This window comes from Lysobacterales bacterium, assembly GCA_014946745.1.
Taxonomy (GTDB): Bacteria; Pseudomonadota; Gammaproteobacteria; order Xanthomonadales; family Xanthomonadaceae; genus Aquimonas.
Genome location: JADCRD010000001.1, coordinates 777,061 through 796,489, shown reverse-complemented (window position 1 = coordinate 796,489; position 19,429 = coordinate 777,061). Strand labels below are relative to the sequence as shown.

The 19,429-nt window shown below is 68.6% G+C and carries 17 protein-coding genes, 1 tRNA gene and 1 other RNA gene; 7 read left to right on the top strand and 12 right to left on the bottom strand.

Annotation, left to right across the window (positions count from 1 at the left end):
- The first annotated feature begins 5 nt into the window (after nucleotides 1-5).
- From H4O13_03345 to H4O13_03335, 3 genes are all read left to right on the top strand, one after another.
- Nucleotides 6-578 carry a sigma-70 family RNA polymerase sigma factor gene (locus H4O13_03345; protein ID MBE5314416.1) on the top strand — a complete coding sequence of 191 codons (573 nt, stop codon included), beginning with the start codon at nucleotides 6-8 and terminating at the stop codon, nucleotides 576-578.
- Nucleotides 579-582: 4 nt separating this feature from the next.
- A complete protein-coding gene (locus H4O13_03340; GenBank protein MBE5314415.1) occupies nucleotides 583-3,027 on the top strand; it encodes a serine/threonine protein kinase in 2,445 nt (814 codons plus the stop codon).
- Nucleotides 3,028-3,105: 78 nt separating this feature from the next.
- Complete coding sequence (locus tag H4O13_03335; protein ID MBE5314414.1) at nucleotides 3,106-3,801, top strand: hypothetical protein; 696 nt, start codon at nucleotides 3,106-3,108, stop codon at nucleotides 3,799-3,801.
- Nucleotides 3,802-4,069: 268 nt separating this feature from the next.
- Here the strand turns inward: H4O13_03335 and gspK are convergent, their stop codons facing one another.
- From gspK to gspG, 5 genes are all read right to left on the bottom strand, one after another.
- Nucleotides 4,070-5,023 (bottom strand): type II secretion system minor pseudopilin GspK, encoded by a 954-nt coding sequence (gspK, locus tag H4O13_03330; protein MBE5314413.1) that lies wholly within the window; start codon nucleotides 5,021-5,023, stop codon nucleotides 4,070-4,072.
- Nucleotides 5,020-5,655, bottom strand: coding sequence for a type II secretion system minor pseudopilin GspJ (gene gspJ, locus H4O13_03325; protein ID MBE5314412.1), 636 nt, complete (start codon nucleotides 5,653-5,655; stop codon nucleotides 5,020-5,022). The genes gspK and gspJ overlap by 4 nt, the downstream gene beginning before the upstream one ends.
- A gap of 185 nt (nucleotides 5,656-5,840) precedes the next feature.
- Nucleotides 5,841-6,170, bottom strand: a complete 330-nt coding sequence (gene gspI / locus H4O13_03320; GenBank protein MBE5314411.1) for a type II secretion system minor pseudopilin GspI — start codon at nucleotides 6,168-6,170, stop codon at nucleotides 5,841-5,843.
- A 319-nt stretch (nucleotides 6,171-6,489) separates the two neighbouring features.
- On the bottom strand, nucleotides 6,490-7,026 hold the full coding sequence (gspH, locus tag H4O13_03315; protein ID MBE5314410.1) for a type II secretion system minor pseudopilin GspH: 537 nt from the start codon (nucleotides 7,024-7,026) through the stop codon (nucleotides 6,490-6,492).
- A 6-nt stretch (nucleotides 7,027-7,032) separates the two neighbouring features.
- Entirely contained in the window at nucleotides 7,033-7,503 is a 471-nt protein-coding gene (gene gspG / locus H4O13_03310; GenBank protein ID MBE5314409.1) for a type II secretion system major pseudopilin GspG, read from the bottom strand.
- Between the two features lie 66 nt (nucleotides 7,504-7,569).
- Between gspG and H4O13_03305 the strand changes: the two genes are divergently transcribed.
- The 4 genes from H4O13_03305 (at nucleotide 7,570) to H4O13_03290 (ending at nucleotide 11,841) form a co-directional block, all read left to right on the top strand.
- Nucleotides 7,570-8,955, top strand: coding sequence for an adenosylmethionine--8-amino-7-oxononanoate transaminase (locus H4O13_03305; GenBank protein MBE5314408.1), 1,386 nt, complete (start codon nucleotides 7,570-7,572; stop codon nucleotides 8,953-8,955).
- A 101-nt stretch (nucleotides 8,956-9,056) separates the two neighbouring features.
- Nucleotides 9,057-10,016 carry an acetyl-CoA carboxylase carboxyltransferase subunit alpha gene (locus H4O13_03300; GenBank protein MBE5314407.1) on the top strand — a complete coding sequence of 320 codons (960 nt, stop codon included), beginning with the start codon at nucleotides 9,057-9,059 and terminating at the stop codon, nucleotides 10,014-10,016.
- Nucleotides 10,017-10,281: 265 nt separating this feature from the next.
- Entirely contained in the window at nucleotides 10,282-11,415 is a 1,134-nt protein-coding gene (locus H4O13_03295; GenBank protein MBE5314406.1) for a porin, read from the top strand.
- Nucleotides 11,416-11,427: 12 nt separating this feature from the next.
- Nucleotides 11,428-11,841: a phosphate ABC transporter substrate-binding protein gene (locus H4O13_03290; protein ID MBE5314405.1), complete on the top strand. Its 414-nt coding sequence runs from the start codon at nucleotides 11,428-11,430 to the stop codon at nucleotides 11,839-11,841.
- 81 nt (nucleotides 11,842-11,922) lie between these two features.
- On the opposite strand, the gene H4O13_03285 is transcribed toward H4O13_03290, so the two are convergent.
- The 7 genes from H4O13_03285 to H4O13_03255 form a co-directional block, all read right to left on the bottom strand.
- Nucleotides 11,923-12,267, bottom strand: coding sequence for a histidine triad nucleotide-binding protein (locus tag H4O13_03285; protein ID MBE5314404.1), 345 nt, complete (start codon nucleotides 12,265-12,267; stop codon nucleotides 11,923-11,925).
- On the bottom strand, nucleotides 12,264-12,881 hold the full coding sequence (recR, locus tag H4O13_03280; GenBank protein ID MBE5314403.1) for a recombination protein RecR: 618 nt from the start codon (nucleotides 12,879-12,881) through the stop codon (nucleotides 12,264-12,266). Before recR ends, H4O13_03285 begins: the two co-directional genes overlap by 4 nt.
- Before the next feature lie 25 nt (nucleotides 12,882-12,906).
- Nucleotides 12,907-13,230: a YbaB/EbfC family nucleoid-associated protein gene (locus H4O13_03275; GenBank protein MBE5314402.1), complete on the bottom strand. Its 324-nt coding sequence runs from the start codon at nucleotides 13,228-13,230 to the stop codon at nucleotides 12,907-12,909.
- A gap of 221 nt (nucleotides 13,231-13,451) precedes the next feature.
- On the bottom strand, nucleotides 13,452-16,418 hold the full coding sequence (locus tag H4O13_03270; protein ID MBE5314401.1) for a TonB-dependent receptor: 2,967 nt from the start codon (nucleotides 16,416-16,418) through the stop codon (nucleotides 13,452-13,454).
- Nucleotides 16,419-16,786: 368 nt separating this feature from the next.
- Nucleotides 16,787-18,835, bottom strand: coding sequence for a DNA polymerase III subunit gamma/tau (dnaX, locus tag H4O13_03265; GenBank protein ID MBE5314400.1), 2,049 nt, complete (start codon nucleotides 18,833-18,835; stop codon nucleotides 16,787-16,789).
- A 283-nt stretch (nucleotides 18,836-19,118) separates the two neighbouring features.
- An RNA gene (ffs, locus tag H4O13_03260) (signal recognition particle sRNA small type) lies at nucleotides 19,119-19,215 on the bottom strand.
- An 85-nt stretch (nucleotides 19,216-19,300) separates the two neighbouring features.
- A tRNA-Ser gene (locus tag H4O13_03255) sits at nucleotides 19,301-19,393 on the bottom strand.
- Nucleotides 19,394-19,429: the final 36 nt, after the last annotated feature.

Below are 19,429 nucleotides of genomic sequence, written 5' to 3'. Positions count from 1 at the left end.
TCGCCATGAACGTTTCTATCACCGAGTCTCTGTCGCGCTGGACTGCGGGCGACCGCAGCGTCGAAGCCGAGCTGATGGCGCATGTGTATCCGGTGCTGCGCAGAGTCGCGCAGCGCCAGCTCAACCAGTCGGGCCCGCTGACCCTGCAGGCCACCGAACTCGCGAACGAAGCCTTCATCAAGCTGCGCCAGGCGAACGCCATCGAGGTCGAGAGCCGCGATCAGTTCACCGGCCTCGCCGCGCGCGTGGTGCGCAACCTGATCATCGACCGCATCCGCGAGAACCAGGCACAGAAGCGTGGCGGCGAGTTCGAGCGGGTGGATATCGAAGAGCTGCATCAGCTGCCCGGCCAGCTCGATCGCAACTCGCAGATCGACTGGCTGGCGCTGGATGCCGCGCTGCAGGACCTCGAACGCGACGAGCCCAAACATGCGCGCCTGGTCGAACTGCGCTACTTCTTGGGAATGAGCATCGAGCAAGCCGCCGTCCAGCTGGGTGTGTCGGTGCCCACCGCCAACCGTCTTTGGCGCTTTGCACGCGCCTACCTCGCCGAGCGCTGCAACCCCGTGCTGAACTGAAGCGGTGACCGCTGCAGCCGCCACCGAGCCTCTGAGCGCGCTGTTCGAGCGCTGCATCGAGCTGACCCCGGGCGAGCGCGCAGCCCTGTTGGCTTCGCTGGCGGAGACCCATCCCGAGCGCGCAGCACAACTGCAGCGTCTGCTCGATGCCGATGCCGGCATCGTCGAGGAGGCCGAGCTTGCCGTGCCGCCCGTGTTGGGCAGGATCGCCGGGGAGATCGGCGCGCTCGGCGACGTCGGCGGCTTTCGCCTGCTGCGCGCGCTCGGCCACGGCGGCATGGGCGAAGTGTGGCTGGCCGAGCGCGCCGCCGGCTCGGGGCGGCAGCGGGTCGCGCTGAAGCTGCTGCGAATCGGCGTGGACGATGCCGCGCGACGCCACTTCATCGAAGAGCAGCGGATCCTGGCCAGCCTGAATCATCCGCATGTCGCGCGGCTGATCGACGCGGGCATGCTGCCCGAGGGCCTGCCCTGGCTGGCCATGGAATACGTCGAAGGCGCGCCAATCACCGACTATTGCGCGCGCGAGCGCTTGTCGATCGAGGCACGTCTGCAGCTGTTCCTGGCGGTTCTGGGGGCCGTCGGGCACGCACACGGCAATCTGGTCGTGCACCGTGACCTGAAGCCCAGCAATGTCTTCGTCGATCCCAACGGACAGCCGCGCCTGCTCGACTTCGGCATTGCCAAGGCGCTGCAGCCCAATCTGAAGGCGACGGCAACCGCCGACCGCTACTTTTCGCTGTCATCCGCGGCACCGGAGCATTTCAGCGGTGAGCCCTGCAACGTCGCCACCGATGTCTATCAGCTGGGCCTGCTGCTGTACGAACTGCTCTGCGGCGTCTCCCCCTACCGTTTCGACCGCCTGAGCCCGGCCGAGATCGAACGCCAGGTGCGCGACGAGTCACCGGCGCTGCCCAGCCTGCGCAGCAGCGATGCCATGGCACGTCAATGTGGCCTGCTCCACGCTGGCCAGCTCGCGCGACGCCTGCGCGGCGATCTCGATCGCATCGTCCTGCATGCGCTGCGCAAGCGCGGCGACGAGCGCTATCGATCGACACTCGATTTCGCCCTCGACATCGAAGCCTTCCTCGAAGGGCGCCCGGTACGCGCGGTAGGTCAAGGCCGTGCCTACCGCATGCGCAAGTTCATCGCCCGCCACGCGCTGCCGCTCAGCGCAGTCGCGGTTGCTCTGCTGTTGATCGTCGGCCTGCTGGTTCAGCTGCTGCTGCGCGACGCCGAGCTGGCGCGCGCGCATGCGGTTGCGATCGAGGAACGCGACAACTCCGAACGGGTCAATCGGTTTCTGCTGGACATGTTCCGCGCCGCCGACCCCTTCGCGGGCCAGGGCCCGGACCTGCGCAAGATCGTGCGCCAAGCCTGGGAGCGGCAGCTTGCCAGCGGCGGCTTCAGCGACCCCCGCGTTTCGCTGGCCTTGATCGAGGCGGCGATTGGACTGGGTGAGCGCGAGGCGGCGCGGCAGATGATCGACGCGCTTTCGCAGCGCGCGGACTGGCCGCTTGACGTGCGCCGGGAGCTGCTGCTGCAGACCGCGCGCCTGCAGTCGATCGAGAACGACACCGCCGCCGTGCGTGCAACCATTGATGCGCTCGCTCTGATCATGCCTGGCGCCTCCGAGGCCCAGCAGGTGCAGTACGTCGGCCACCTGGCGCAGCTGCTCATCGCCACCGACCCGGGTCAGGTCGTGGCGCTCACGGAGCGCAACCCGGTACCTCCAGCCTGGGTGCGTCTGCGCGCCCGCGCACTGATCGCCCTGAATCGGCACGAGGAGGCCGAACGACTCCTGCTGACCGCGCGCGGCGGTACGGAACAGACCGGCATCGAACGTCTCGCCATCGCCCAGGCGCTGCTGCATCTCTACCTGTCGACCGCGCGCGCGGAGGCGGCGCAAGCCACCGGCGCCACCATGCTGCGCGAGGCTCGCGAGATGCTGGGCGATGGCAATGCCCGCCTTGTGCCCTACGCCAATTCCCAGGTCATGGCGCTCGCCACGAACAACAAGCTTGAAGAGGCGGCAGAGCTGCTCGACGAAATGTTGGCTTGGCCCGACGTCGCCGACTCCACGCGCCAGCGTCTGCTCACCAATCGACTGCTCATCGGCACCTCGCAGGGTGAGCGCAGTCGCCGCCTGAGTGAACATGCCGAAGCGGTGCTGCTCAGCTTCCCCGCCAACAGCAATCTGCGATTGCTGGGCCTGCTCGCGCGTCTTCGAGACGCTTCCGAAGGCGGCACTTCGAGGCGAGAAGCGGAGGCACTGCGCGCAGCGCTGCAGGGCGACGAAGACGCCTCGTCGAGCCTGCGCACTCTGGCCACGCTGTGGCTGCGCAGCATGGAGCCCCTGACCGCTGACGAACGCGCAGACCTGCATGCGCAGGCCAAGGCAGTCGACCCCGTGGACCCGCGCCTGCTGCAGCGTCTGCAGGCACCGCCGTAAGCCCCACACGAAAGTCCGCTGATACGGTTTTTGCGGACTCTCCGTTCCCGGAAGCATCCACCCAACGAGGATGCCCCGATGATCCGTATCGCCCGCGCCGCCCTGCTCAGCCTGATCCTCTCCGGCCAGGCCCTGGCCACGCCGCTCGGCCTGTGCGAGATCTTCGAAGATCCGCTGCCCACCGGCGGCAGCGCCTCGGGCAGCCTCTGCGACGAGAAGTCGGCGCTGGTGTCGGGCAAGTCGACCAACGGCCTGCCGGCGACCGAGTGGAACACCGTGGGCCTCAAGCAGACCCGCTTCGGCCTGTTCGACGCCGGCGGTCTGCGCCTGAACCTCGGCTTCAGCGGCGAACCGCTTGAGCGCTCCACGGTCCTCGCCCGGATCGTCGCCACCCAGCCGGCGGGCGACGTGCAGCTGCGAGCGGTGGAGGACAGCCGGCAGTGGATGCTGGTCGTGCTCGAACGCGATGCCCAGGGCACTGCGAGCCTCGTTCTGCGGCGCTACGTCTTCGAGGGCGCGGATGTGGTGCGCAAGGAAGAGGCACGCTCGCAGGCGCTGCCGAAGGGCGAAGCCGGTGCGCTCCGCCTGAGCGTGGACCGCGTCGGCAACAGCACCCGCCTTGTCGTGTCCAGCGCGTCTGCGGAGGTGAGCCTGGATGCCCCGTCCTTCGGCAGCCTGATCCCCTGGATCCAGCTGCGCGGCCCGAACAGCCTGCAGCCCGCCGGGATCAGCGCATCGAGCTACAGCTTCGGCAGCGCCTGGATCCACGACTGACGGTCGCCACACACAGGCGTCGCGCCCCGAGCCCGGTGGCCGCTCTGCGGTCACCGGGCTCGGTCCGTTCAGGGCGGGACCTGCGTCGCACGAGGAGCGCTCGCCTCGTCCTCAATTTCTGCGAGTGCGCAGCCGGGCGGACGGCATCGGCCCATCGCTGGCGCCGCACCTTCCAGTCAACACGCCGCCGCAAGCACCGGGGATCGGCCGCAGGGCTAGCCGGCGGCCTTTGCCAGAGCTTCAGCGCGTCAGGTCAGCTCCCCTCGGCCTACAGCGCGCCGCGCGTCCGCGCCAGCACGCTGACCGTCTCGCGATCGCGGTACAGGTGGCTGCTGTAGCGGAAGGGCAGCTCGTCGAACAGGATGTCGGCCTCCAGCACGAAGTGGCTGGTGTAGACGCCGAGCGCAGCGTCCTCGGGCTGCGGCGGCAGGCCCAGACGCTCCAGCTCGCGATTGACTTCGCCGAGGTCGCGGTAGCGCGCGCGCCCTTCGCGCGACAGGATCTCCGCCTGCCGGCGGGTGATCGCGTCGTCCAGGCTCATCCACAGCTCGACCGAGGCGGTGTTGAGGTTGATTGGCACGCCCTGTGGCAAGGCACACACCTGCGGGCGCAGGCGGCGGTAGCCCTCGCCGTCGAGCGCCGGCAGCAGGCGCAGCTCCGAGACGTGCAGCAGCGGCCGGTTGGCCGCACGGCGCGAGGGCGTCTGCGCGAGGTGGGCGCCGTCCTCGGCACCGCCTCCCTGGGTGTCGATATCGGCGTCGATGTAGTCCAGCGCCTGCGCTGCGACCAAGGGGTTCAAGTTGAGTGCGCGCAGCAGACGCTCGAAGCGCTTGCGCGCGGGTTCGTCAGGCTCGTCGCCGCGCAGCAGGCTGTTGATGTTGAAGCAGCCGCCCTGCTCGCGCAGACGCCCGACGATGCGACCGCCGGGGATGTCCAAGGGCGGCAGCGGCTGCGCCCACAGGTCGTCAAAAGCGTCGACGTTCGGCTCGGCACGCTGGTCCTCGCGCAGGGCCTGCGCCGCCCAGGCCTCCAGGCCGCGCTGCAGCTGCCAGGTCTGCTCGGCGCGCAGGCTGTTGCGGGTGCGGGCCTGGGCGATCTCGCCGGCATCCAGCAGGCCCACCACGATCACCGCTGCGATCGCCAGCACCAGCACGGCGACAATCAGGGCCACGCCGCGCTGGCGCTGCGGAGGCGAGGCGCCGAGGCGCGCGCGCAGGCTCACAGCCGCGCCTCCGCATCGGGCAGCTCCAGCAGACGCTGGATGCGGCCGAAGCCCGCGAGCTCGATCTCCACCTCGACGCGCACCGGCAGCAGCTCGTTGCTGCCCGGCGCCGGCCAGCGGTCGTACTCGCGGCCGCTGCGCGCGAAGTAGCGCAGCCGGAAGTCACTGACACCCTCCAGCAGTTCGATCTGCTCCGGCAGCGTGCCGGGCGCGCGGTCCAGCACCGGCCAGCGCAGTCGCTGCAGCCGATCCTCCACGCGCCGGTAGGCCGCGCGCTCGATCTCCGCGCGGCTGGCATCCAGCGCATTGGCATAGCCATAGCGGCTCAGCTCAATGCCGGTGCTGCTGCCGATCAGGGCCAGCTGGCGCTGGCCGAAGCCGTCGCGCACGGGCCGCGCGGCGGCTGCACGCAGGTCGCGCTCGATCTGCCCCACCGCGAACTGCAGGCGCGCCAGCTGAGTGGCCTGGGCCTCAAGCTGCCCGCGCGCGCGCAGCACGCTGTCGAGACCACCGTAGGCGAGTGCCGCGACGACCGCGAACAGGGCGACCGCGACCACGACTTCGAGCAGGGTGAAGCCGTGCTGTCGCGCGCGCCTGCGCGCGCCGCGATCGGGGAGTGAACAGGCGCGCATGCGGACCACCGGCCCGCGCGCAGAAAGCGGCCTGAGCGCTGCGCCCGAATGCAAGGAATCGGGACTCGGCCAGCAGGCCAGGCGAGACCTGCGGACGCGAGACAGCGCGATGACCTGGCCTGACGAATTCGGCGCGGTGCTGGCCGAACTCGCCTCCGAGCTGGGTTCCGGAGTGCCGTCGAGGATCATGGCGTCGCGAACGCGGTCAGACGTGCGACCGGATCGGCGTCGCCCCCTGCGAGGCTCTCGCTCTCCGCGGCGAACACGCTGATCTCCATGCGCCGGACGCGCTCGACATCGGTGTCGCTGGTTTCGGCCTGCCAGCGCCAGCGCTGCGGGCCCATCCGCATCTCGCCCTGCTGGCGGCCCACCGGCGGCGCGCCCTGAGCGCGCAGCTCGGCCGCCACATTCGCCGCCACCCACTGCGCCAGAGTGCTGTCGCGATGGTGAGTGAGCGCCTGCGCCTGCAGCCCGGCCGCGCGGATCAAGGCGACCAGCACCAGCGACAGGATCAAGAGGGCGATCAGCACCTCGAGCAGGGTGAAGCCTCGCGCGCGTCTGCGCGCGCTGGGATTCGGGAGCGAAGAGGCGCGCCTGCGGACCACCGGTCCGCGCGCCTGTGAGCGCTCGAGCGCTGCGCGCGGGGGCAAGGATTTGGGATTTGCAGGCTCGGCATCGCAGGTCGACGCATGCGCCACCCCGACGGCATGGCTTCCAGCGCTTGCGACCCTGGGCGCAGTCCATGCGCAGCCGGGAAGACCAAGGGCACGCAGCCGCAAGGATCGGAGCGCCGCTTCTCCGAATCCCCAATCCCCAATCCCCAAACCCGGCTTCTCACCCATCCCAGCGCTCCCGCAGCACCTGCCCGTCCGGGCGGCCTTCAAGCCGCCAGCGCTCCGGCACGTCGGTGCGCGAAAGCTCGATGCGGAAGGGGCTCAGCTCGCCGCTGGAAAGACACAGCAGCTGCGGATCCGCGGGCGCATGGTCGAGCAGGCCCAGCCGCTCGCCATCGCGCTCAAGCGTCCACTCGATGCCGGCATCGAGCTCGCGCGAGCGCAAGGGTTCGCGCGGGGCATCGGTGAGCGGGTACCAGCGGTCGGGGCCGCGCCAGGCGAATTCGATGCGGCGACGGCTGAGGAACATGCCGAGGTCGCGGCCGGTCAGTTCGGACTGCTCGCAGCCCAGGCGCAGCAGGGCCTGCAGGCGCGTGGCCTGGGCTTCGAGCTCACGCGAGGCGCCACCGCCGACCGACAGCGCCACGGCGCCCACCACAACGCCGAGGATCACCACCACCACCAGCACTTCAATCAGGCTGAAGCCGCGTGTGCGAACGTTCCTGACGAAGGAGCGTGGCAGCGCTGTCCGCTCCATCGCGGATCAGCGGCCGATATCAGCAGCCGCGCCCTCGCCGCCCGGCGCGCGATCGGCGCCCAGCGAGTACAGATCGAAATCGCCGGTCTGACCGGGGCTCAAGTAGACGTAGTCACCGCCCCACGGGTCTTTCGGCAGTTCCTTGATGTAGCCGCCGCTGCGCCAGTTCGGCGCTTCCGGCCGGCCGCCCGGCTTGGCAACCAGCGCCCCTAGACCCTGCTCGGTGCTGGGGTAGCTGAAGTTGTCCATGCGGTAGAGATCGAGCGCCGTGCGCAGCGACTGGATGTCCTGCTGGGCGCGGGTCACGCGCGCCTCGTCGGGGTAGCTCATCAGCTGCGGCACGACCAGGGCGGCGAGGATGCCGAGGATGGTCACCACCACCAGAATTTCGATCAGGGTGAAACCACGCGCCGGGCGCGAGGCTGACAGGCGCGCAGGGGCGGCAGCATGGACGCGGGAGGAGCAGCGAAAGATCATGGCGGGCTGGTGATCCGGCCCCTGCGGGCCGCCTGTGAAAACGAACCGCGCGAGTGTAGCAAAGCGATGTCGACAGCCCCTTCCCTGCAAGCCCACTGGCGCCAGCGTGATCTCGAGGTGCTCTGGCACCCCTGCACGCAGATGCGCGAGCACCACAACGACCTGCTGCCGCTGGTGCCGATTGCGCGCGGCGAAGGCGCCTGGCTGATCGATTTCGAGGGCCGCCGCTATCTCGATGCGGTCAGCTCGTGGTGGACCAACCTGTTCGGCCACGCCGAGCCGCGCATCGGCACCGCCATCGCGCAGCAGGCGCAGCAGCTGGAGCAGGTGATCCTAGCCGGCTTCAGCCATGCGCCGGCGATCGAGCTGGCGGAAGCTCTGCTGCGCCTCGCGCCGCGCGCCGAGGGCACGCCGCCCTTTGCCAAGGTGTTCTACGCCGACAACGGCTCGGCCGGCGTCGAGGTCGCGCTGAAGATGAGCTTCCATAGCCATCGCAACCGCGGCGACGTCCAGCGCACGCGCTTTGTCGCGCTGTCGAACAGCTACCACGGCGAGACGCTCGGCGCCTTGGCGGTGTCCGACATTCCGCTGTACCGGCGGGTGTACGCGCCACTGCTGATCACGCCGATCTTCACGCCCTCGCCCGATGCCTACGAGGCCCTGCCAGGCGAGAGCCCGCGCGACTGCGCCGAGCGTGCAGCGCAGGCGCTGGAATCGCTGCTCGAGCGCGAGGGCGACACCCTCAGCGCGATGATCGTCGAGCCCCTGGTGCAGTGCGCCGGCGGCATGCGCATGCACCACCCGCACTACCTGCAGCGCGCTCGCGAACTCTGCACCCGCTACGGCGTGCACTTCATCGCCGACGAGATCGCGGTGGGCTTCGGCCGCACGGGCACGCTGTTCGCCTGTGAGCAGGCCGGCATCGCGCCGGATCTGATGTGCGTCTCCAAGGGACTCACCGGCGGCTTCCTGCCCTTGGCCGCAGTGCTGGCGCCGCAGCACCTCTACGAGGCGTTTCTCGACGACAGCCGCGAGCGCGCCTTCCTGCATTCGCACAGCTACACCGGCAACCCGCTGGCCTGCGCCGCAGCGCGCGCCACGCTTGGCATCTTCGACAGCGAGCCGGTGCTGGAGCGCAATCGCGCCACCGCAGCGCGACTGGCCGCGCTGGCCGCACCGCTGGCCGAGCACCCGAACGTCGCCGAGGTGCGACAGACCGGGATGATCCTCGCCATCGAATTGGTCGCCGACACGGCCACGCGCACACCGATTCCATCGACGCAACGCGCGGGCCTGCGCGCCTACCGCCATGCGATTGAACACGGCGTGCTGCTGCGGCCGCTGGGCGACGTGCTGTACTGGATGCCGCCCTACTGCATCGACGAAGAAGGCCTGGATCTGCTGGCGCGGGTGACGCGCACGGCGCTCGGCGCCGCCATTGAAGGCCTGTAGCGCGTGGATGCACTGGCAGGGAGTCCATACCCCAGCGTTCGAGCGTGTCGGAGGCCGCCGGCTATACTCGCGCCCTTCACGCACGCCCAAGACCGCGCCCCATGAATCAGAACTTCCTCGACTTCGAACAGCCGATCGCCGAGCTGGAGGCGAAAATCGCCGAGCTTCGGCACGCCAGCCAAGGCTCGGCTTTCAACATCGAGGAAGAGATCGTCAAGCTGCGCGACAAGCTGAAAGTGCGCACGGAAGAGATCTTCCGCGAGCTCACGCCCTGGCAGGTGGCGCAGCTGGCGCGGCATCCGCTGCGGCCCTACACGCTCGACTACATCGGCCACATCTGCGAGGAGTTCGAAGAGCTCGCCGGCGACCGCGCGTATGCGGATGACGCGGCACTGGTCTGCGGCATCGGCCGCATCGACGGCAAGCCGGTGACGATCATCGGACACCAGAAAGGCCGCGACACCAAGAGCAAGATCAAGCGCAACTTCGGCATGCCGCGCCCCGAGGGCTACCGCAAGGCCCTGCGCATCATGAAGCTGGCCGAGCGTTTCCGGATGCCGCTGCTGACCTTCATCGACACCCCCGGCGCGTATCCGGGCGTCGGCGCCGAGGAGCGCGGCCAGAGCGAGGCGATCGCGCGCAACCTGATCGAGATGGCCGAGCTGAAGATTCCCGTGGTCTGCACCGTCATTGGCGAAGGCGGCTCGGGCGGCGCGCTGGCCATCGGTGTGGGCGATCGCACGCTGATGCTCGAATACAGCACCTACTCGGTGATCTCGCCCGAAGGCTGCGCCTCGATCCTGTGGAAGTCCGCCGACAAGGCCCGCGATGCCGCCGAGCAGATGGGCATGACCGCACCGCGTCTGCTCGAGCACGGCCTGATCGACAAGATCATCAAGGAGCCGCTCGGCGGCGCCCATCGCGATCCCGCCGAGGCGGCGAAGCGCATCAAGGCGGCAGTCATCGGCGAGGTCGAGGCTTTGGAGCGGCTCGATCTCAACGCGCTGCTGGAGCAGCGTTACGCGCGCCTGCGCCGCTACGGCTCGCACCAGGCGGCCTGAGCGGAGGCCGCTGCACGGCGCGTCAAGTTTTCGTTAGCCACGGCGCGCAAAGCGACAGAGGCGCCTGCAATCGGTTGCTTGCACCACTGTGCAACGCGGCTTGCAGCGCGCGCAGTCTTCGCAAATACATTCTTTTAAATCAATCAGATAGAAGAATTCTCGGGCGCTGCTCGGAGCGCCGAGAATGCGTCAGCCCTCCGCTGTCGAGCGACGTGGCATGCGTCCTGCACTCGCTCACTCGGCACTCAACAGCCGGAGCCCCGACGTGATCAAACCCCTCTGCTGCGCCCTCACCCTGGCGCTGATGTTCCCCGCCGTCGCTGACGCCCAGGTCCGCTTGAGCGGATTCGGCCAAGTGATGGCCGGCACCACGCTCGACGACAACCCGATTCCCCTTCTCGGTTACGACGACGAAATCGACTTCAAGCCCGAGTCCCTGTTCGCGGTGCAGATCAGCGCCGATCTCGCCGAGCAGTGGTCGGCCACCGCCCAGGTAGTGGCGCGCGGCCGCGAAGACTTCGAACCCGAGTTCGCCTGGGCCTACCTCAACTGGAAGTCCGGCAACTGGTCCGCCAAGCTCGGTCGCCAGCGCATCCCGTTCTACCGCTATTCCGATTTCCTTGAGGTCGGCTACGCCTACGCTTGGCTGCGCCCGCCGCGCACGGTGTACGGCGGTACGGGCTTCGACAACTTCGACGGCATCAACCTGAACTACAGCCGCTTCGACGGCGAGCTGTTTTCGAGTTTCCAGGTGATCTACGGAGGCACGGACGTCACGGTCGTGCGGCCGCAGGTGACCTTCCAGCAGTCGCTCAACAGGCTGTTCGGTGTCGCTTGGGACGGCAGCTACGCGGGCTGGCTGAACATGCGCGCCGCCTACATCGTCGCGAAAACGGACATCAACTCGCCCCTGCTGAATCCCCTGCTGACGGCACTCACGAGTAACGGGTTCGGGCGCGTCGCCACCAGCATCGACGTCGTCAAGGACGACGGCTACTTCTGGGGCGTCGGCGCCGATATCGATCGCGGCAACTGGGTGGTCGGATTCGAGACGATCGGTCGCGGTATCGACGGCTCGATTGCGCCCGATACGCGGGAGTCCTACGTCTCAGGCGGCTATCGCTTCGGCGCTTGGCAGCCCTACGTCGTGTATGGCTGGGCGAAAGCCGAACCCGACTTCAGCCTGGCTGACCCGTTGCGCGTGGCCCCGCCGCTGTTCAATGCGACGCTGGGAGCACTTCAGCGCCAAGCCTCGGACTACACCTACACCTCGGTGGGGGTGCGCTGGGACGTTTCTAGCAACGTGGCGTTGAAGGCCGACTACAGCCGCTTCAATCCGGATGTCGCGGGCCAAACCGACGGCGACGCGCTGGTTCTCGGCGCAGTCTTCAGCTTCTAAGGAGTCATGAGCATGAAAAGCCTCTCTACCCTGCTCAGCTGCGGCGTGCTGCTTGCGGCTTCGCCCCTGGTCAGCGCCGGTGCCGTCATCGTCGGCGCCGACTCCAGCCAGGCCGCCATGGACAAGTCCGCGGTGCAGGCGGTGTTCCTCGGTCAGGAACAGCGCGTCGGCGGTGCACCCGTCGTAGTCGTCTTCCAGAAGGCGGGCGCTGCCCGCACCAAGTTCGATGGCGATGTCCTGGGCAAACCCGGCGCGCAGCTCACCTCGCACTGGTCGCGATTGATCTTCACCGGCCGCGCCAAGAAGCCTGAAGAAGCCAACAGCGACGCCGATGTCGTCGCCAAGGTCGCAAGCACGCCGGGCGCCATCGGCTACGTCGACAGCGTGCCGGCCGGCGCCAACGTAAAGGTGATCTTCGACTTCTGATGCGCTCCCTCCCCGGGGCCTGAAGACACGAAGGGCGACCGTGCGGTCGCCCTTCGTGTTTGCAGCCCTGTGGCGCGGCGATCAGCCCGGCGGCCACGTCATCTGACGGCCCGCCAGCAGATGCAGGTGGATGTGGTACACCGATTGGCCACCGTCGCGGTTGGTGTTCATCACCACCCTATAGCCCTTGTCGGCAAAGCCCTCGCGCTTGGCGTAGTCGGCGGCGGCCTTCATCAGCCGGCCGGCCAGCAGGGTGTCGGCCTCGTCGAGATCGTTGAGCGTGGCGATCGGCTTCTTCGGAATGAACAGCACGTGCACCGGCGCCTGCGGATTGATGTCGCGAAAGGCGAGCACGTGCTCGTCCTCGAACACAACGTCGGCGGGAATCTCGCGGCGGATGATCCGGTCGAATAGGGTCTCGCTCATTCCGATGCTCCTGTGCGGGGTGTCTGGGCGACCGCCTGACGCGAGCCAAAGGCATGCGCCAGGGTGCCGCGATCGATGTACTCGAGTTCGCCGCCGAGCGGCACGCCGTGCGCAAGCCGGCTGGCGCGCACGCCGTGCTTGGCAGCGAGCTGGCTGAGGTAGTGGGCGGTGGCTTCGCCTTCGACGGTGGCGCTGGTGGCGATGATCAACTCCTGCACCTGCCCTTCCGCCAGACGCGCATCGAGCTGCGGCAGGCCGAGCTCGCGCGGGCCGCGGCCGTCGAGCGGTGACAGTCGCCCCAGCAGCACGAAGTACAGACCACGGTAGCCGGTGGCGGCTTCTATCGCGGTCTGGTCGGCCGGCGTTTCGACCACGCAGAGCTGGCTGGCTTCGCGGCTGGCGCTCGCGCACACCGCGCACAGGCTGTCCTCGCTGAAAGTGCGGCAGCGCTCGCAGTGGCCGATACCGCGCATGGCCGCCTCCAGCACCGCGGCGAGGCGCCGCCCGCCCTCGCGATTGCGCTCCAGCAGCTGGTAGGCCATGCGCTGCGCGCTCTTCGCGCCGACGCCCGGAAGCACGCGAAGCGCGTCGATCAGCTGTTCAAGCAAGGCCATCGGCCGTCCTGTTCAAAGTGCAGACTCAGAACGGCAGCTTCATGCCGGGCGGCAGCGGCATGCCTGCCGTGGCCTTGGCCATATGCGCCTGCGAGGCCTCGTTGGCGCGATTGACAGCGTCGTTGAAGGCGGCGGCGATCAGATCCTCCAGCATCTCGATGTCGTCGCCGATCGCCGAGGGATCAATCTGCACGCGACGCACGTCCATCCGCGCGGTCATCTGCACCTTGACCATGCCGCCGCCGGCCTGGCCGCTGACTTCGATCGCGCCCAGCTCTTCCTGGGCCTTCTTGATGTTGTCCTGCATCTTCTGGGCCTGCTGCATCAGGCCGGCGAGAGGTCCGCGCATGGAGGGTCTCCGAGGGGGTACGTGAATGTCAGCCGCAGGTCGCAGGCTGAAGAGTGGCCTAGTGTAGCGGCCCGCATGGGCGTGCCGAAGCGTGAAGGGCGGTCCGAGCCCTGCGGTCGCCAAACGACACAAGGCCGGCGCAAGCGCCGGCCTTGTGGGTGTTGCCGCGTCACTCGCGCGCAGGCAGCGGACCGCCTGCACGCGTGTTCCGGGAGCGACGATCAGAACGTCACGATCGCGCCGACGCGGAAGAAGCGGCCGACGTTGTCGTACAGACCATCGTTGGCGCCGGTGCCGAAACGCGCCGGCGGCAGCTGCTTGTCGAAGGCGTTGTCGATGCCCGCGTAGACCTCGACGCCCTTCTCGAAGCGGTAGCCCACCTGCAGATCGTGGTAGGCCGCCGAGCCGTTGCGGATCGGCGCGACCTGGCCGGGGTTGCTCTGGAAGCTCTCCAGGGCAACGCGCAGCACGCCGTCGACATGACGGGTTTCCCAGCTCGCCCGCCACGGGCCGTGGCGATAGCTGGCCGAGAGGTTGGCGCGCCAGCGCGGGTTGCCTTCGGTGGTCAGCGCCTCGACGAACTCCTGCGGGAAGTCCTGGAAGGCGTAGCTGCGCACCTTCAGCAGACGCGTGCCGAGGAAGCGCACGTTGGCATCGCCGCCAAACGCTTCGAAGCGGTAGTCGGCCTCGATGTCCACGCCTTCGCGCAGCGAACGCGCGAGGTTCTCGCTGAACGCGGTCCAGCTGTAGATGGCGTACGGCGCCCAGGCGCGGCCGGCCGAATCCACGAAGCCGTTGGCGCCCGCGCGCTGGATCGCCGCACAGAACGGATTGTTGATTCCGCCCGGGGCATCCACGCAGCGATTGGCGTTGATCTGGGCCGTCACCGCGCCGATGGCGTCGGTCAGGTCGATTTCCCACCAGTCGAGGCTGAGGCCCAGCCCTTCGACGAACTCCGGCTGCCACACCACGCCGAGCGAGGTGGTGGTGCCGACTTCCTCGTTGAGGTCCGGGTTACCGCCCGAGAAGCCGGGACGGCCGGAGCTGACCGCGTCCTCGAAGCCCGCCGGCACGCCCAGGGCGCGGCAGTTGGCAGCGCGCTGGGTCGGGTTGGCAGCGTTGGGGATGTTGCGCGCGCTGCAGGGATCCGCAACGACGGCAAAGTTCGCCGACTGCGGATTGAACAGCTCGTTGATGCCGGGGGCACGCACCGAGCGGGCGCGCGTACCGCGAACGCGCAGGCCGGGGATCACGCTCCAGTCGAGACCGAGGCGCCAGGTGCCGGTGGAGCCGATGGTGTCGTAGTGGGAGAAGCGACCGGCAAAGTCGAAGGTCAGCGACTCGACCGCCGGCAGGTCCGCGAGCACGGGCAGGCTCAGCTCGGCGAAGGCTTCCTTGACGTCGTAGCTGCCGCCGCGGCTGGGAATGGCGTTGAGGAAGGTCAGGCCCAGCGCCGACAGCGGATCGGTGTTCTCCGAGCTCGCCTCGCGACGGTACTCAACACCGCCCGCGAAACCCGCACTGCCCGCCCAGGTGTCGAACAGGAAGGGGTTGTTGACCGAGCCGCCGAGCACCGTCTGGCTCAGGCTGGCCTCGTTCAGCGAGCGCGCGTTGAACCACTGCGCGGCTTCGGCGCTGACGGCGCCATTGCCGAAGATGCTGAACGGCACGCAGCCGGTGCGCGCGAACGCGGAGTACACCGAACCGGTGTGCGGGTTGATCGCGTTCGGATCGACCGTGGTGCGGCAGACGAGGTTGCCGCTGCTGTCGCGAACCGCGTCCAGACCAGCCTGGAAGCGCTCGTTGATGCGATTCGCCGAGTTGATGCGATCGACCGTGGTGCGGCCGTGGACCGCCGCCACTTCGTAACCCCAGCTCTCGCCGAAGTAGCCGTCCACACCGGCGACCACGCGGAAGGTCTGGCGCTCGGCTTCTTCACCGCGACGACCGGCGTCTTCGTTGAAGCGCGCAACGCGGATCAGCTGGCGGCCCGCCTGCTCGTGCAGCTGGCGCAGCTCGTTGCTGACGTAGGCGTTGTCGAGACGGACAACCAGGCCGCCGGTGCTGCCGTCGGCGCTGATCTGATCGAACGAGGGCTGGCGCTGCGACTCGGAGTTGCTGCGCGAGTACTTGCCCTCGAAGAAGGCGCGGTGGTTCTCGTTGATCTGGAAGTTGAAGAAGCTGTTCAGGCTGAAGCGATCCAGCGCAGGCTGCAGCTCGGTGGTCGAAGCGAGATCGAGGTAGTCGCAGTTGACGCACTGGCCGGTGTCGCGGGGACCGTCGAAGCGCTGGCGACGGAAGCTGCCGTCCGCATCGAACACGTAGGACGTGCCGCCGACCACGAAGCGGCCGCCATTGGTCTGGGTGAACAGGCCACCGGGGCCCTGCAGCACGCGCTGCGGGTTGGACTCACTCACCGGCCGCGAGGGATCGAACGCCGGGTTGGGCACCAGCACGAGGCTTTGGCGACCGACGCTGCGCTCGGTCAGGCCAAGGCTCGACTGCGTGCTGAACTCGGCCGAGAAAGCCGCCGAACCGCGGCCATCAGAGAACGTGTTGCCGCCGGTGAAGCTGGCGAAGCTGCGCTCGAAGCTGCCTTCGTCGGCCGCGCCGTGCTGAGCACGCGCTTCAAAGCCCTGGAAGTCGCGCTTCATGATGAAGTTGACCACGCCCGCGACGGCGTCGGCACCGTACACCGCCGAAGCGCCGCCGGTGATGATCTCGATGCGCTCGATCAGCTCCACCGGAATGGTGTTGACGTCCACCGCGCTGGAGCCCGGGCTGGAGCCCACGTGACGACGGCCATTGACCAGCACCAGGGTGCGTGCCTGGCCCATGCCGCGAAGGTCCAGCTGGCCCAGGCCGACGGTGCCGATGAAGCGACCGGAGTTGGCGCTGGTGAAGGTGTTCTGCAGCGCCGGCAGCGAGGCCAGCAGGTCGGACGCAGTTTCGGCGCCGGTGGCGCGAATCTCTTCCGAGCTGATCGCCGTGACCGGCGACGGGGTGATGAAGCCCTCGCGGGTGATGCGCGAGCCGGTGACCTGAATCTGATCCAGCACCAGTTCGGCTTCGTCCGCGGCGTCTTGCGCGCGCGCGGCCGTGGTACCGAGGCTAAGAATGGCGAAGGAGAGGGCAAGACCGAGCTGGCTGGCGCGCAGCTCAGCGACGTACTTCAGAGTGTTCTGCATGGGGGCTTTGTACCTGGGGAGGGACGAACTCCCAACGCCATGGGACGCTGGGGGGCGCGCAGTCTTAAAGCCCAGGCGTTAACTCGGTCTTAATGTCTACCGGTGGACTGGGACTTTCGTCCTTGACTTTTCTCAACCTTGCTGAACATCAGCGACCTCGGCGCACGAGCGCCCCGCGCCGCGCCCGTGTCTCAAGAGATTGAACGACGCCTACGCCTACGCCTGCGTCCGGGCGTCGCGACCGCGCTACTCGCGAGGCGCCACACACCCACCCGGGCGGTTGTTCTGAACACATCGCCCCATGCACCGCGCGGCCCGGCCGCTGGCCTGCCGCGGCGCCCGCAATCAGCGAGCCGAACTGCAGGCTGTCAATCGAGCGGACGAATGGAATCCGGCACAAGGCGCAGGCCGTGCTGCTCGATCAAGCGACGCACGGCGGGGTGGTTCTGGAAAGACTCTTCGGCCGCAGCCTGGCGCTCGCCGCGCTGGCGATGGGTGCGGGCATGCAGGCTTTCGCGCTGCAGCTCCTCGCTGACGAACTCAATGCGTGGCGCTTCGCCCAGCGCCTCGCCGAGCTTGGCCGAGAGCGCGGTGACGGTGCCATCGAGACGCAGATGCTCAAGGCGCGCGGGCAGGCTGAGCTTCAGGCGGATGCCGTCGTAGCCGGCAAACACCGAGTGCGCTGCCAGTTCACGGACCGGGCCGCCTAGACCGCAGCGGGCCTGCAAATCGAGCCAGTCCTCGTGGTCGAGTAGGCGCGCGAGCGGAGCCTCGACGGCCTTCAGCACGACTCGCGCGGGCTCGGCATCCGGCTCAGGCGCGGGGGCACCCGAGCCCGCGTGCGGGCCTGGCATCGCACGCGGCGAGGCATCTGCCTTGGAAGCGTCCGGCGCGCCGGCCGCTGTGTGCCACGGCGGCCGCTCATCCGCATGCGCGGCTGTCGCAGATTTCATCGACGCCGCCGCAGCCGCTACCGCCACATCCACGGATTCCCGCCTCACCTCGGCGCGCGCGGGAGCTGAGGCAGGCGGCGCCGGTTCGGGCTCAGGCGCGACACGTAGCGCGGCCGCACCCGAGCGCGCGGCGAGCGCGGTCATCACCGGCGAAGCGAGCTGCGCGCGGGCGGGCGCCACCGCTTCGGCGGTAGGACCGCGCGCGCGCGCGGATGAATCGTCGAACACTGCGCTGAGCCGCGCGATCGCATCCGAAGCACCGGCCAGCGAGCGCGGAGCGACAGGATCGGCCGCGCGCACCGCCGGATCGACACGCGCAGGGGCGGTGCGCGCAGGCTCGCTGCGTGCAGCCAGGCCGCCCGGCCGCGCCGGCACGGCATCCGGATCGAAACCCGCGAACGCCAGCATGCGCAGCAGGGACATCTCGAAGCCGATGCGCTCGCTGGGCGCCATCGGCAGTTCCCGGCGGCCCTGCAGGGCCATCTGGTACCACAGCTGCACGCGCTCGGCCGGCACGCGCTGGGCCAGCGATTTCAGATCGACGCGCTCGTCCTCGATCGCCGCCGACGGCACCAGCTGGGTCAGCTGCAGGCGATGCAGCGCCTCGGCCAGGGCATCGAGCGCAGCGCCGAAGTCCGGCGCGAAGGAGGCGATGCTGTCGACCGTGGCCAGCAGGCGCTCGCCATCGGCGGCGACCAGCGATTCGATCAGCGCACCCACCTGGGCCCGGTCGACCGTGCCGAGCATGGCCCGCACCTCGGGTTCGCGCAGGGCGCCGCCGCCGTAGGCAATGGCCTGATCCAGCAGGGACAAGCCATCGCGCAGGCTGCCGTCAGCGGCGCGCGCCAGCTGGGCCAAAGCGGCAGGCTCGGCCTCGATACCCTCAGCACCGAGAATGGCGGTCATCTGGGTCTGGATCTGTTCGACGGTGAGCCGCTTCAGGTTGAACTGCAGGCAGCGCGACAGCACCGTCGGCAGCACTTTGTCCGGGTCGGTGGTGGCGAGCAGAAACTTCACATGGCCCGGCGGCTCTTCCAGCGTCTTCAGCAGGGCGTTGAAGGCCGGCTTGGACAGCATGTGCACTTCGTCGATCAGATAGACCTTGGTGCGGCCGCGCGCCGGCATGTACTGGGCGTTGTCGATCAGCTCGCGGACATCGTCGACGCCGGTATTGCTGGCCGCGTCGATCTCCAGCAGATCGACGAAGCGACCGGCATCAACGTCGCGGCAGACCGAACACTCGCCGCAGGGCTCGGCGCCCTGCCCGCTCTCGCAGTTGAGGCTCTTGGCAAAGATGCGCGCAATGGTGGTCTTGCCGACGCCGCGGGTGCCGGTGAACAGAAATGCGTGGTGCACGCGCCCGCTTTCCAGCGCATGCGTCAGCGCCCGAACGACATGCTCCTGCCCCACCAGTTCGGCGAAGCGGCGCGGTCGCCATTTGCGGGCGAGGACAAGGTAGGACATGGGCGGAGCCTGCTGCGTGGAGCGGGCTGGGATTGTGCCATGGCCGGCCCTTTGGGCCGGCCCGGGATTGGGGATTGGGGATTCGACCGAAGGGCGCCGTGCATGGTCGAGTCGCTGCGCGCGGCTTCGCTTGCCTATGCGGCCGGACGGTGAGCGAAGTCGAGTCAGCAGGTCTGCCGCCAGTTCACAGCCGTCGGTCGAATCCCCAATCCCGAATCCCGAATCCCACGCATACAACAAGGCCCGCAAAAGCGGGCCTTGTTGTATGCGAAAGGGTGGCGACTCCCGCCAGCGTTACTCCGGCACCCGAGTCAGCTACTACCGTTGCTCCCTTCCGGGCCTGGCGGGGTTTGCAGCCTATCGTCGCGAAGGCACCGACGGGAGCCACCATAGCGGGGCTGCCGGGCAGCGGCCGTGGCCTCGGTTCAGGCGCTACGGCTGGGCAGAACGTTCAGTGTCGGAAACTGGCGGAGAGAGAGGGATTCGAACCCTCGATACGGGGTTTAGCCGTATACACACTTTCCAGGCGTGCTCCTTCAACCACTCGGACATCTCTCCGGAGTCTCACGCACGAACGCTGCGAAGCGCGGCAGA

Coding starts and splice junctions, on each gene's coding strand:
- H4O13_03345 (MBE5314416.1), top strand. CDS start 6: ATGAACGTTTCTATCACCGAGTCTCTGTCGCGCTGGACTGCGGGCGAC.
- H4O13_03335 (MBE5314414.1), top strand. CDS start 3,106: ATGATCCGTATCGCCCGCGCCGCCCTGCTCAGCCTGATCCTCTCCGGC.
- gspJ (MBE5314412.1), bottom strand. CDS start 5,655: ATGCGCGCCTGTTCACTCCCCGATCGCGGCGCGCGCAGGCGCGCGCGA.
- gspH (MBE5314410.1), bottom strand. CDS start 7,026: ATGGAGCGGACAGCGCTGCCACGCTCCTTCGTCAGGAACGTTCGCACA.
- gspG (MBE5314409.1), bottom strand. CDS start 7,503: ATGATCTTTCGCTGCTCCTCCCGCGTCCATGCTGCCGCCCCTGCGCGC.
- H4O13_03305 (MBE5314408.1), top strand. CDS start 7,570: ATGTCGACAGCCCCTTCCCTGCAAGCCCACTGGCGCCAGCGTGATCTC.
- H4O13_03300 (MBE5314407.1), top strand. CDS start 9,057: ATGAATCAGAACTTCCTCGACTTCGAACAGCCGATCGCCGAGCTGGAG.
- H4O13_03290 (MBE5314405.1), top strand. CDS start 11,428: ATGAAAAGCCTCTCTACCCTGCTCAGCTGCGGCGTGCTGCTTGCGGCT.
- H4O13_03285 (MBE5314404.1), bottom strand. CDS start 12,267: ATGAGCGAGACCCTATTCGACCGGATCATCCGCCGCGAGATTCCCGCC.
- recR (MBE5314403.1), bottom strand. CDS start 12,881: ATGGCCTTGCTTGAACAGCTGATCGACGCGCTTCGCGTGCTTCCGGGC.
- H4O13_03275 (MBE5314402.1), bottom strand. CDS start 13,230: ATGCGCGGACCTCTCGCCGGCCTGATGCAGCAGGCCCAGAAGATGCAG.
- H4O13_03270 (MBE5314401.1), bottom strand. CDS start 16,418: ATGCAGAACACTCTGAAGTACGTCGCTGAGCTGCGCGCCAGCCAGCTC.
- dnaX (MBE5314400.1), bottom strand. CDS start 18,835: ATGTCCTACCTTGTCCTCGCCCGCAAATGGCGACCGCGCCGCTTCGCC.